Genomic DNA, 12,930 nt, shown 5'->3' with positions numbered 1-12,930 from the left:
TACATATGGCAAGAAACCGATTTGATGTGGATGAACGGCTCGAATCCCCATTTAATATAAAACATTTAATGCGGGCAGGCGTCTATTTAAAGAACTATAGCGGAAAGATGATTCTTTCCTTGGTTTTATCGTTACTATCGGCTATTACAGGGCTGCTAGGTCCTTTGATGGTGCAAAGAGCACTGAATGTAGCAGTACCTGAAAAAGACGTTAAGCAATTGATTTTGTTGGCGGTTGCGCTGCTGGTTTCTATTGCAGTCAGTGTTTGGTTGGCTACTTGGCGTTCACGCATTATGATTGTGGTGGGGCAGGACATTATCTATGATATTCGAACGGATTTGTTTTCTCATTTGCAAAAGCTTTCATTTCAGTTTTATGATGACCGCCCTCACGGCAAAATTTTGACACGTGTTATTAACTATGTAAATGGCGTTTCCGATGCTCTATCCAATGGCATTATCAATTTTGTATTAGAAATTTTTAACTTAATCATTATTGCCATTTTCATGTTTATTTGTAATGTGCAATTGGCTTTTATCGTAATTGCCGGTGTACCGGTTTTCTTGATTGTCGTATTTTTACTCAAGAATGCGCAAAGAAAATCATGGCAAGATGTTTCGAATAAGAGTTCCAATCTGAACGCCTATCTGCATGAAAGTCTTGAAGGTATGAAAATTACACAAGTGTTCACAAGAGAAGAAGAAAACGCAGAAATTTTTGATAAATTAAACATGAAATACCGCAAAAGCTGGATGAAAGCGCAATATACCTCGAAGCTGATTCAGTTCTTTGTCGATAACATTGCCACTTGGGTTGTGGGCACAATGTATATTGTTGGTCTTATGCTGTTAGGCCCGGCCATGCAAATTGGTACACTAATTGCCATTGCTTCTTATGCATGGCGCTTTTGGCAGCCTATTTTACAGCTATCCAATCTGTATAACACTTTTATCAATGCTGTGGCTTATTTAGAAAGAATTTTTGAACTCTTAGATGAACCAATTCAGGTCGATGACGAAAAAGATGCAATCGAACTTCCGCCGATTACGGGCCAAGTTACCTTTGAAGATGTTACCTTCTCTTATGACGGCAAAATGAATATTTTAGAGCATTTTGACCTGCAAGTAAAGAAAGGCGAGTCAATCGCTTTGGTAGGCCCGACAGGAGCAGGAAAAACTACCGTAGTGAATCTGCTCTCACGCTTTTATAATATTAATGAAGGCAGGCTGCTGTTAGATGAGTATGACATTGCCAAAGTGACGCTTCATTCGCTTCGTTCACAAGTTGGTATTATGCTGCAAGACAGCTTTATCTTCTCCGGTACGATTATGGATAACATTCGATATGGAAAGCTAGACGCCACTGATGAACAAGTTATGCAGGCAGCCAAAACCGTTTGTGCTCATGAGTTTATTGTTGAAATGGAGAAAGGTTATGAAACCGAGGTGAACGAAAGAGGCTCTAGGCTGTCACAAGGTCAAAAACAGTTAATTGCTTTGGCTAGAACACTTCTTTCTGATCCATCTATTTTGATTTTAGATGAAGCGACATCGTCTATAGATGCCAAGACAGAGAGGCAACTGCAAGCAGGTATTCAAGCTTTATTAAAAGGACGAACTTCTTTTATTATTGCCCACAGACTGTCAACCATTAAGAATTCAGATAAAATATTGTATATTGCCAATAAAGGGATTGCGGAAATTGGCAGCCATGATGAGCTGCTGGCTAAACAAGGCTTATATTGGCAGTTATACACGTCACAGCTTGAAGAATAAGAACAAAAAATGAATGAGCTCGAATCTCCCACTGGTGGTGATTCGAGCTCATTTGTTATTATTGTACAATATGTAGTGATTAATCATATAAAATTGTAAAATAATAGTAGATATGATCAAAGCTTTGTAAAAACAATATGTTTGCCTAGATTTCGACAAATTTTAGCCTTTAAATTTGATAAATTGTACTCAAGAAACATTAGCAATCTGCAAACAGAGTTTATCTGAAATCATGGCGATAAATTCACTGTTTGTAGGCTTTCCGCGTGTGTTGTGGATGGTGTACCCAAAATAGGAGTTCAAAACATCTACGTCGCCGCGATCCCAAGCAACTTCAATAGCATGGCGAATGGCTCGTTCGACACGTGAGCTAGTCGTAGCGTATTGTTTTGCCACGTTTGGATATAATTGTTTAGTGACAGCATTGATGATTTCTGGATCTTCTACAGCCATGATAATAGAATCTCTCAAATAATGATAGCCTTTGATATGAGCAGGTACACCAATTTGATGGAGAATTTCTGTTACACGCATACGCAGGCCAGGAGCAGACGGCTCATTTTCAAAATGCTTACCCTTTGTCCCATAAATAGAAACCATTTTTTCAGCAATTTCGGTTTTATCGACGGGGGATAGCAAGAAGAGAGAAGCGCCTGAGTTGAGAATTTCGCGTTCCAGCATAGGAGTGGTGTAGGACGAGGTCACAATGTAGAGCGGTTTTTTGATGTCGGATTCTGTTGCTGCCGATTGAATCACGCCGATTGCGTCAAGATTTGGCATAAACAGTTCCATGAGAACAAGATGCGGTTTTACTTCTCGGATTTTTTGTAAGAGGATTTTGCCGTCGCGTTTGACGAAGATAGGGGTGAGGCCTTTCTGAAGCAAACGTGCTGTGTCATCTCGGCCCCATTCGCCGTCTTCCGCACAAATAATTACCTTTAATTCTTTTTCCATAACGGACCTCCTATTTATTTTTCAAAGTGAATTTATTTTACCATATGCTCCAAATTATAGCAATAGTTTTAGACGAATTTTTGGGTAATTTATCTTAGCGAAAAACGACGAAATATGGCTCAAAACCGAGAGATTCTGAAATACGATTTACTTCGACATACTAAATACGACACTTTCTTGGACCATTGTGTCTGCAAATATACCATATCCTGTTTTTGGGTCTTCTGTGAACACATGTGTCACAGCTCCAATAATTTTTCCGTTTTGGATGATGGGACAACCACTCATTCCTTGTACAATTCCACCAGTTAGCGATAAAAGAGCAGGGTCAGTTACTTCAATAACTAAGTTTTTAGTTCTTTTTTCGGATGATAGGATTTTTTTGATGACGGCTTGATATCTTTTCGGACCGTTTCCGTCAATACTTGCAATAATTTCAACGTCACCAGTTTTTACTTCTTCTTTTGCAGCAACTTCCATAAGCTCACCTTGAGGGGGAGCAAAGAAAGTACCATATACACCAGTCTCATTATTCGAGAGTAATTCTCCTAATGATTCGTCAGAGGAAAAATAACCTTTTAGCTGTCCTGGTTTATTAATTTCACCTTTTACAATACCAGAAAGTTCAATGGCTGCCGGTTCTCCATGACTGAGCTCCATAATACCATTGGTATCCATATCGCAAATACCGTGGCCGAGTCCGGCGAAGACACCGCTGTCTGGATTATAAAAAGTCAGGGTACCAATTCCTGCTGCACTGTCGCGAATCCACATGCCGGTTTTAAAAGCGCCTTCTGAAAAAACGGGAGTTACCGTTGCTTCAAAAACGTCTTCACCTCGTCTGACTTTTAATTGAATGGGATTGCCTTCGCTTTGCCCGATCAATTGAGCCAAACCGGCATTGTTAGCGACAGATTCACCGTTAACAGAAAGAATATAGTCACCTGATTTGATACCGGCGTCTTGTGCGGGGCAGTTTAAATTCTCACCGGATTGAATCTCCGTTAGAGAAGTGACAATAACGCCGTCTGTAAAGAGCTTGATACCAAATGATGTGCCGAGCGGTATAACATAGGTTTTGCCGTCTATACTATTTTCAGATGCATTTGCTTGCGCTGCGGCGGAATAGCTGTCTTGATTAAACAAAGACGCTTCTTTTACATCATTAATAGAATAAGAAGTTTGATAATCAATAAAACCTGAGCTTGTGAGCATGGTAACAGCCGTTACGCCCATAGAAACAGCAAACAGTTTAATTGCTTTAGAAATTGAAGAATTATTTTTTTTAGTTTTTTTCAAATATTCACCTCCATCACATCAATTTTCTGCCCTTAATTACTCTTCCACAAAGCGTGAGATTTATTTTTACAATTAAAAACACCCTTGCATTCATTTTGCAAGGGTGATAATTTTTGGTCTGCTTTATCCATAGAATTCCAAAAAACACGCTTTTGCGAATTTCATTCTGTTAGGATAAAGACAGTGATTTATAAAAATTAGATTATTTTCACAATAAGAACAAAATCAGAATATCGCCGCCTTTCTTTTACTTGATGACAGTATTGTAACATCTATTTATGAATACAGAATGGTAAATTCTTGAACTTTTTTAGGGTAATTCATTAATAAATTTTAAACAAAAAAGGACAACTTTCTTACTTGTCCATTGTGAATACAGTTGAATTATACGGGTAAAAAAGGATATATTTTTAAAAATATCGGAATAGAATCTTCCTTTTCAGTTGAATCAACCGGCAAATTGTGATATGATAAATGTGTTTCATAATTCTAGATTGAGTAAAAGTAATTCATTTATATAGAGAGATTTCGAGATTGATTTTAAGAAGGGCATTTGATTGCTTATGTATATAATTTGTGGGCACTATGGCTCAGGAAAAACAAATCTAACAATTAACTTGGCGCTAGAAGCTGCCAGTCAGGGTAAATCGGTTACGGTTTTAGATATGGATATTGTGAACCCTTATTTTCGCACTTCCGACTACAACCATTTTATGGCGCAGCATGGTGTCCACACCATTGAGCCTGTTTTTGCCAATACAACATTGGATACACCGTCTTTGCCGCCGCAAATGTATGCCGCTTTTGATAAACCCGGAGAGGAAGTCTTTGTGGATGTCGGCGGTGATGATGTTGGGATAAAAGCGCTTGGCAGCATGAGAAAACAATTGGCAGACAAAAAACCAGAAATGATTTATGTCATTAATCAATATCGCGTGTTATCACAAACAGCGGAAGAATCCGCTGTTTTGTTGCGTGAAATTGAGAATTCGTGTGGACTGAAAGCGACAGCAATCATCAATAATTCTCATCTAGGAGTGGAAACAACGGCGCAGACCGTGCTTGACTCATTTGCATTTGCAGAAGAAACAGCCAAACGTTGTGGGTTGCCGTTATTATATTCGACAATACCTGATTTCGCAATAGGATCAGATTTTAAATATAAGGAAAATATGAATTACAAAATTAAAATTATCAAACGATATGTCCTATTTCCTTGGGAAAAGGAACCGTCGTAAAAAGGAGAAGAAAATGGGCAAAATTACAGTAGATGAAAACATCTGCAAAGGCTGCGGAATGTGTGTGTTTGCCTGTCCGGTCAAGATTATCGAACTAGCAGAAGAAATTAATGCAAAAGGGTATCATCCAGCACGTTGTGTACAGCCGGAAAAATGCATTGGCTGTGCGTCCTGCGCCATGATGTGTCCTGATGTCGCCATTACAGTGGAAAAAGAAACTCGCGAAAAAGCAGAAAAGCAGGTGGTAAAATGAAAGTTTTGATGAAAGGCAACGAAGCGTTGGCTCATGCAGCTGTCAGTGCAGGCTGTCGTCACTTTTTTGGTTATCCAATTACACCTCAAACAGAAATTTCAGCTTACATGGCCAAAACCATGCCGAAAGTGGGCGGAACATACTTACAAGCAGAATCAGAAATAGCAGCAATTAATATGGTACTGGGGGCAGCAGCTGCCGGTGTGCGTGCAATGACTTCATCCTCTTCACCAGGTATCAGCCTGAAAGCGGAGGGAATCTCTTATATGGCTGGTTCAGATCTACCTGCACTTATCGTGAATGTACAGCGTGGTGGACCGGGACTTGGCGGCATTCAACCGTCGCAGTCTGATTATTGGCAAGCAACCAAAGCAACAGGTCACGGTGATTTTCAAATTTTGGTCTATGCACCGTCCACGGTGCAAGAGATGATGGATATGGTCGGGCACGCTTTTGATACCGCAGAAAAATATCGTGTGCCGGCTATGATTTTAGCAGATGGTATGCTTGGCCAAATGATGGAACCGGTCACACTGCCGGAGGAAAAGACTGCTGAAGCAAGCAGTAAACCGTGGGCAGCTTGCGGACACGACAATAAAAGAGAACATAATGTGATTAATTCACTTTATTTAACGCCCAATAAGCTCGAAGATTTGGTGCTTGAGCGCTATGCGCGTTACCAAAAAATTCAAGAAACTGAACAGATGGCAGAAGAATATAAAATGGAAGATGCCGAGATGATGATTGTAGCGTATGGCGCTTCAGCCAGAGTAGCCAGAGGTGCTATCATGCAGGCACGAGAGAAAGGAATCAAAGTTGGGCTTGTGAGACCAATCAGTTTGTGGCCTTTTCCTGTGGATGCTGTGCGAAGCAATGGGCAGAAGGTAAAAGACATCTTGGTGGTTGAAATGAACATGGGGCAAATGGTAGATGATGTCCGTTTGGCAGTAGAATGCCGCACACCGGTTCATTTTTTAGGGCGCACAGGAGGAATGATTCCGTCGCCGATAGAGGTATTGAAAAAGATTGAAGAATTAGCTTCAAAATCAAAGTAAGAAAGGAGCCAAAAGGCTAGAGATTTTTTGAAATCTCTAAAGGAAAATATTATGGCAGTTGTATTTCAAAAACCTAAAGCACTGACCGATGCAGTCATGCATTATTGTCCAGGTTGTACTCATGGTATTGTGCATAGATTAGTAGCAGAAGTCATGGATGAGCTTAATATTGAAGGAAGAGCGGTAGGTATTGCTTCTGTAGGCTGTTCCGTTATGTGTTATGATTATTTTGCCTGTGATATGATTCAAGCACCGCATGGCCGTGCTCCAGCCGTTGCAACAGGAGTGAAACGAGCAAAACCAGATAGCGTAGTCTTTACCTATCAGGGTGACGGTGACCTTGCCGCAATTGGTACAGCTGAAACAGTTCATGCTGCAACCAGAGGGGAAAATATCACGGTTATCTTTATTAATAATGCGATTTATGGCATGACAGGCGGTCAAATGGCACCAACAACATTGCCAGGGCAAATTACACAGACAACACCTTATGGGCGTGATGTAGAAACAGCGGGCAATCCCATTCGTATTTGTGAAATGCTTGCCACTCTTGATGGTGTAGCATTGGCTCAACGCGTAAATGTGAACGATGTCAAAAATGTTCGTTTAACAAAGAAAGCAATCAAAAAAGCTTTTCAAAATCAACTCGATAAAAAAGGCTTCTCTATCGTAGAAGTGCTTTCCACCTGTCCGACTAACTGGGGACTTTCGCCTGTCGAATCCCTTAAATGGTTGGAAGAGAATATGATGCCTTATTACCCACTTGGTGTATACAAGGATTGGGAGGCGCAAAAATGAAAGATTTAAATGTGTTGTTTGCCGGTTTCGGCGGACAAGGAATTTTATTTGCCGGAAAAGTAGCGGCTTATGTTGGCCTCTTAATGAATAAAGAGATTTCATGGCTACCTTCTTATGGGCCTGAAATGCGTGGAGGCACAGCCAATTGTACCGTTTGTATTTCAGATGAAGAAATCGGCGCACCGAATGTGCCGAATCCCAACGTTTTTGTTGTCATGAATTTGCCTTCTTTTGATAAATTCATTGCCGATGTAGAAAGCGGAGGTACAGTAGTCATAGACAGCTCACTCATTGACAAAAAGGTAGAGAGAGATGATCTCAATGTTTTTTATGTGCCGGCTTCTGAAATTGCAGAAAAAAACAACATATCAGGACTTGCCAATATCGTGCTAGTCGGCAAACTCTTTCATGAGATGAAATTTGCTTCTATGGAAATGCTCGATAAAGCCATTGAATATTGTGTACCAAAGAGCAAAGAAAAAATGCTGGATATGAACAAACAAGCCGCTCGATTAGGCGCTTGCTTTGCATAAATAGGTAGCAGAATCTCTTAACGAATACCTAAATAAAAGTTAAAGTGCAATAAGATACTTGCTTTGGCGTTGCATTGTACTAAATACAAAAACAGAGGGAACTCATCTCAAAGTTCTCTCTGTTTTTATTTTTGTTTTTTAGGTTATTATTGTGCGGTAATGTTGCGCTTTTCGTGCTCTTGGGCCACTTCTTCCACCGTTTTTTGGCGGATGCGCACGGCACCACGATAATCTTCTTTCGTCGGAATCAGATTTCCTTTTGCGAAGTTTTCTTTTGCCTGTGCAATCGCCTCTTTATACTGTGGCAACCATTCTTCCTGTGCAATCAGCATTTCGTCAATCATTTGCCAAATTTCAGGTGGATCGCATACGGCACCTGTTAGCGGATCCATTAAAGCAGCTTGCTTTAATAGCTGTACATCACCGGCAACAGCGGCTTCTACAGCCAGCTTCTGCACCCAAATAGATTGTGAACAGACAGCAGCACAACCTAAGGGCAAGTCGCCTACTTTTGGCACAGAAATCCCGTTGCCGTCTACATAGCAAGGTACTTCTACCACAGATTCATCGGGCAAATTAGTGATACAACCATTATTCATTACGTTAAAATGTCCACGGTAGGTTCTTCCTGTTTCTAAAGCTTCCATAATATAAGAGCCGTGCTCTTTTCCACGACAGCTACCATCGTATTTCTTAGGAGGTTCAGCAGCAATTTTTGGATAATCCGTCAAAAACCAATCGCGTTCTTCTCTTGTTACACGGAGATATCCGCCAGTTTCGCCATGAATCCAGCTGGAGGTGTCAATCCATTTTTCAATATCTTGCGGGCGTTTGCGATACCATGAAACATATTCGGATAAATGCCCGTTAGATTCTGTGGAATAATAGCCAAAACGTTTTAAGATATCGATACGAACCTTTTCTTCTTTTTGGAATCGTTCTACGCTATCAAATTCATTACGAATTCTTTCTAGCATTTCTGCGCCATGGTGCTTAACAGAGATATACCACGTTTGATGATTGATGCCGGCACAGATAAAATCAAGCTCTTCGTGGGGAATTTTTAATACTTCGGCAATTTGATGTTCGCCGTGAATTTCACCATGACATAGCCCAATGGTAGGAACACCGCCGTATTTGTTACAAGCCCAAGTAACCATCGCATTGGGGTTAGAATAGTTCAAAAGAATAGCATTCGGTGCAGCCACTTCTCGAATGTCTTTGCAGAAATTTAGAAGCTCCCAAATGGTACGCTGTCCATACATAATTCCACCAGTGCAGAGGGTATCACCAACACACTGATCAACGCCATATTTTAGGGGAATTTCAACATCTGTCTCAAAACCCTCTAACACACCAATTCGCACACAGTTGATGATGTATTTGGCATCTTTAAAGGCTTCTCGGCGATCTAGTGTAGACTGAATTTTGGTTTTGATACCATTTGCCTCTAAATCACGTTGACAAAGATGAGTGACTTTGTCTAGATTGTCTTGATTAATATCTGTAAAAGCAATTTCAATATTTCTGAATTCCGGCACGGACATAATGTCGGTGAATAAAGTTCTGGCAAAAACCAAACTTCCTGCACCAATAATGGCAAGTTTAAAACTCATTTCAATTTTTCCTCCACTCAGCAAGATTTTTAATTTAGTATAGCTCAAACAAAAGAAACAAGCGGAATAAATTGCAGCGCAAACTTGTAAAATGCAAGAAATTCTTGTATTGTTTTTTATTTTAAAGTATACTGCTGATAGAGTATATTTTAAAATAGAAACTGTAGGATTATAAAATCAAAAGGTTAAAATCTTATTATATTAATGAGGTAACAAATCATTATGAGTATTTATTCCCTTTCCAATCGATATGCACAAATTGAAGCGTACTATGCATTACAATGGCAGCATTTTGATATGGAAGTACACGTGCATGCGCGCTGTGAAATTATGTGTGTTATCAGAGGAAGTTGCAAGATATTCTTAGGTAAAGATGAAATTCTTCTTCGAGAGAAGCAATTGATTTTTATTGATCAAGACATTCCTCACAGATTGTTGGTTGAGGGGAGTGGGTGCCAGCTTTTAAACTTAGAATTTGCTTGTCTTCCTTATAGGTCAGGTATGGACTTACGCTTACTCATGGAGAAAAGTCCTGATTTTCAAGATTTTTTAACAGAGAAACGCCCTTATGTTTTGCTGCACGATACTGCACATGCCAGCACGGCTTTAAATGAGTTGATTAAGGAACTAGAGTCTGGTGGTATGTCATTCTTGTCAGAACTACTTTTTTATAGACTCTTAATCATTCTTTCCAAGTGTCGTGAAAATGCGCCAACAGGCATACGTTATATTCGCCTAGCGAAAGAATACTTACAAGCGCATTTTGAAGAGGATATTCGGGTGCAAGAGGTAGCAGAAGCTGTCGGGCTTAGCAGTGCTTATCTGCACGTCCTATTTACGCAACATACGGGGCATAGTATTATAGATGCAGTGCATGCTCTGCGATTAGAAAAAGCATGTTTCCTGCTGCAAAACACAAAACAGACGATTACAGAAATTGCTTTTGCTTGTGGCTATAACAGCCGACAACAGTTTGGTTATGCTTTCTCCGGTAAGCTGGGAATTAGTCCTGGGCAATATAGAAAAAAGCAGGATAGAATATACCCTGCCGATACAGAAACTTTTCGTGTCATATACGAATGATTTGTTGAGAAGGAGAATGTTATTGAGAAGCTAGAAAAAGTTTATTTTAGTTACCTAGATTTTTAAATAAGGTCGTCGTCCAAACTTTTATGTCTAGTTTTTCAGTGTAAAAATTTTGTATTCTTGCGTAGTCTTTTGTAGCAGTATTCAAAAGTATATAGTCTATTTGACTGTCTTTTAAAGCTTTCTCAACAAAATCAAATAAAATTTGCCCTATCCCTTTATCTCTAAATTCAGGAAGGATATAAAAATCTTCAATACAAAAAATTGCATTATCTTTGGGGATGATGCACCAGTCCTCTGAATTTGTGTGGTGACCCATCAGAAAGCCAATTACACAATCATCATATAGAGCACTCCAAATGGTGTATTTACGAAGTGCCTCATACGTATTTGCAATATAACCATAGGTTATATTTTCTGACTCCCATTTTTGTGATAGTTTAATGATATCATATTTATCTTGTTCAGTGGCAATTCTAATTGTTAGTAACTTCATTAGTCGTCACCTTTCTGTTATATATGTGTAGAAATCAAAATTCCCTTTGAAACTGAAAGATAAACAATTAGGCTGAAACAAATACATTTGCATTTGTTTCAGCCTAATCAAGTTGGTGCCGGTGGCCGGACTCGAACCGGCACGGTATCGCTACCACTGGATTTTGAGTCCAGCACGTCTGCCAATTCCATCACACCGGCATGTTTACAACGTTATTTATTATACTACAGGATGTGGAAAAAAGCAACTATAAAATTTGTTTTTTTCAATAAATCTATAAATAACCATTTTGAAGTCAATAACGTCAGATAACAACGATAAAACTCCGGTTCAATCCTTATCAGCTAGAATTAAACCGGAGCCATTAATTATATGTTTGTTTTTTTCCGAACTGCTAAATAAGCTTCAATTGCATCGGCAGTACCTTCAAAACCTAAAACAGCACTATTTAAGGCAAGGTCGTAATTTTGCGCATTCAACCAATCTTGACCGGTATAATATTCATAAAACTTGCTACGATAGTCGTCTGTTTGCGCAATTTTGCGGCGTAATTCAGCATCTGGTAAGGAGTTGAGTTTTGCTGCCTGTTGCACACAAAATTCAGTTGGTGCATGAATCATAACTCGAATCACGTCAGGCCTTTCACGCAGAATATAATCAGCACAGCGACCAATTAAAATGCAAGGACCTTGTTCAGCAAGTTGACGGATAATTTTAGCTTGATAGCTGTAGAGATTATCGCTTTCAATAAATCGAGTATTTTCAGGAGTAGCCGGAGTACGGTCTTGATACCGGCGCATCAGATAACGGAAAAAGCCTGGCTTCAATCTTTCGTCTGAAAAGAGTTCTTGATTGATACCGCTGTCCTCAGAGGCCATAGTAATAATTTCACGCCCATAATAAGGAATGTTCAGTCGTTCTGCAAGCATATGTCCGACCGTTCTTCCGCCGGAACCATATTGTCTGGCAATGGTAATAATAAACTGCTGCATAGAATCTTCATATCCTTTCCAAGATTTATACCAAAAGACGTATAAATCCGTTTTAAAGTTATTATACTGCAAAATAAATTAAGAGTAATGAAGAAGCAACTTTGAAAAAACTTTGTCGTACTGGTTTATTCGCCTAAATAAGCCTTTTTAATGTCTTCATCATGAATTAAGTCAGATGCGGCTCCGCTTTTAATGATTTTTCCAGTCTCAAGTACATAAGCACGGTCAGCGATTGAAAGAGCTTTTTTTGCATTTTGCTCTACCAAGAGAACCGTGGTGCCCGAAGCGCTCACTTCTTGAATTATATTGAAAATTTCATTTACAAACAGGGGAGATAGACCCATAGACGGTTCATCCATCAAAATGATTTTAGGGCGAGACATCAAGGCCCGGCCCATAGCAAGCATTTGTTGCTCACCACCTGAAAGTGTACCAGAAAGCTGCGATTTTCTCTCTTCAAGGCGAGGAAAGCGCTTGTAAACATCTTGTAAGCTTTCTTCTGTTTCAGCTTTTGAACGAGTATAAGCACCGAGCTTTAGGTTTTCATACACAGACAAATCGGCAAAAACTCGACGGCCTTCGGGCACATGACTCATACCTAGCCGAACAATAGAATGCGCAGGTGCATGGGTAATGTCTTTTCCCTCAAATTGAACAGAACCTGATTTTGAGGCAAGCAAACGAGTGACAGTGTGCAAGATAGTGGTTTTGCCAGCCCCGTTTGCGCCGATCAGAGCAATGACTTCTCCTTGTTCGACGGTAAAGGAAACGTCACGAATTGCGTGAATCATACCATAGTAGACATTTAAATCTGTAACTTCTAGCATAGACATAG

13 protein-coding genes and 1 tRNA gene are annotated in these 12,930 nt (G+C 39.8%); 7 read left to right on the top strand and 7 right to left on the bottom strand.

Annotation, left to right across the window (positions count from 1 at the left end; genetic code table 11):
* The first annotated feature begins 5 nt into the window (after window positions 1-5).
* The gene (locus CS931_RS03655) at window positions 6-1,775 is read left to right on the top strand and encodes an ABC transporter ATP-binding protein (protein WP_099204388.1); all 1,770 of its coding nucleotides are present in this window, start codon (window positions 6-8) and stop codon (window positions 1,773-1,775) included.
* Window positions 1,776-1,964: 189 nt separating this feature from the next.
* Here CS931_RS03655 and spo0A read toward each other — a convergent pair whose 3' ends face one another.
* Both spo0A and spoIVB read right to left on the bottom strand, forming a co-directional pair.
* Window positions 1,965-2,729: a sporulation transcription factor Spo0A gene (gene spo0A, locus CS931_RS03650; RefSeq protein WP_099204387.1), complete on the bottom strand. Its 765-nt coding sequence runs from the start codon at window positions 2,727-2,729 to the stop codon at window positions 1,965-1,967.
* A gap of 147 nt (window positions 2,730-2,876) precedes the next feature.
* Complete coding sequence (gene spoIVB / locus CS931_RS03645; RefSeq protein WP_099204386.1) at window positions 2,877-4,028, bottom strand: SpoIVB peptidase; 1,152 nt, start codon at window positions 4,026-4,028, stop codon at window positions 2,877-2,879.
* Between the two features lie 563 nt (window positions 4,029-4,591).
* On the opposite strand from spoIVB, the gene CS931_RS03640 reads away from it, so the two are divergent.
* Genes CS931_RS03640 through CS931_RS03620 form a run of 5 tightly spaced genes read left to right on the top strand, consistent with a single transcriptional unit; the run spans window position 4,592 to window position 7,905 of the window.
* Entirely contained in the window at window positions 4,592-5,266 is a 675-nt protein-coding gene (locus CS931_RS03640; RefSeq protein ID WP_099204385.1) for a nucleotide-binding protein, read from the top strand.
* Between the two features lie 13 nt (window positions 5,267-5,279).
* Window positions 5,280-5,519, top strand: a complete 240-nt coding sequence (locus CS931_RS03635; RefSeq protein ID WP_099204384.1) for a 4Fe-4S dicluster domain-containing protein — start codon at window positions 5,280-5,282, stop codon at window positions 5,517-5,519.
* Window positions 5,516-6,574 carry a 3-methyl-2-oxobutanoate dehydrogenase subunit VorB gene (locus CS931_RS03630; RefSeq protein ID WP_242964890.1) on the top strand — a complete coding sequence of 353 codons (1,059 nt, stop codon included), beginning with the start codon at window positions 5,516-5,518 and terminating at the stop codon, window positions 6,572-6,574. Before CS931_RS03635 ends, CS931_RS03630 begins: the two co-directional genes overlap by 4 nt.
* 51 nt (window positions 6,575-6,625) lie before the next feature.
* A complete protein-coding gene (locus tag CS931_RS03625; RefSeq protein WP_099204383.1) occupies window positions 6,626-7,372 on the top strand; it encodes a thiamine pyrophosphate-dependent enzyme in 747 nt (248 codons plus the stop codon).
* Window positions 7,369-7,905 (top strand): 2-oxoacid:ferredoxin oxidoreductase subunit gamma family protein, encoded by a 537-nt coding sequence (locus CS931_RS03620; protein ID WP_099204382.1) that lies wholly within the window; start codon window positions 7,369-7,371, stop codon window positions 7,903-7,905. Before CS931_RS03625 ends, CS931_RS03620 begins: the two co-directional genes overlap by 4 nt.
* Window positions 7,906-8,051: 146 nt before the next feature.
* Here CS931_RS03620 and CS931_RS03615 read toward each other — a convergent pair whose 3' ends face one another.
* A complete protein-coding gene (locus CS931_RS03615) occupies window positions 8,052-9,521 on the bottom strand; it encodes an alpha-glucosidase/alpha-galactosidase (protein WP_099204381.1) in 1,470 nt (489 codons plus the stop codon).
* A 222-nt stretch (window positions 9,522-9,743) separates the two neighbouring features.
* Here CS931_RS03615 and CS931_RS03610 point away from each other — a divergent pair, with 222 nt between their 5' ends.
* Entirely contained in the window at window positions 9,744-10,604 is an 861-nt protein-coding gene (locus CS931_RS03610; RefSeq protein WP_099204380.1) for an AraC family transcriptional regulator, read from the top strand.
* Between the two features lie 46 nt (window positions 10,605-10,650).
* Here the strand turns inward: CS931_RS03610 and CS931_RS03605 are convergent, their stop codons facing one another.
* The 4 genes from CS931_RS03605 to CS931_RS03590 form a co-directional block, all read right to left on the bottom strand.
* The gene (locus tag CS931_RS03605; RefSeq protein WP_099204379.1) at window positions 10,651-11,103 is read right to left on the bottom strand and encodes a GNAT family N-acetyltransferase; all 453 of its coding nucleotides are present in this window, start codon (window positions 11,101-11,103) and stop codon (window positions 10,651-10,653) included.
* Window positions 11,104-11,216: 113 nt separating this feature from the next.
* A tRNA-Leu gene (locus tag CS931_RS03600) sits at window positions 11,217-11,303 on the bottom strand.
* A gap of 168 nt (window positions 11,304-11,471) precedes the next feature.
* The gene (locus tag CS931_RS03595; RefSeq protein WP_099204378.1) at window positions 11,472-12,095 is read right to left on the bottom strand and encodes a cytidylate kinase-like family protein; all 624 of its coding nucleotides are present in this window, start codon (window positions 12,093-12,095) and stop codon (window positions 11,472-11,474) included.
* 125 nt (window positions 12,096-12,220) lie between these two features.
* Entirely contained in the window at window positions 12,221-12,928 is a 708-nt protein-coding gene (locus tag CS931_RS03590) for an ABC transporter ATP-binding protein (protein WP_099204377.1), read from the bottom strand.
* Window positions 12,929-12,930: the final 2 nt, after the last annotated feature.

It is taken from the genome of Scatolibacter rhodanostii, assembly GCF_900197595.1.
Lineage (GTDB): Bacteria > Bacillota > Clostridia > Oscillospirales > Acutalibacteraceae > Scatolibacter > Scatolibacter rhodanostii.
Note: the sequence above shows the minus strand (reverse complement) of the source record. Positions and strands in the feature narration are given on the sequence as shown.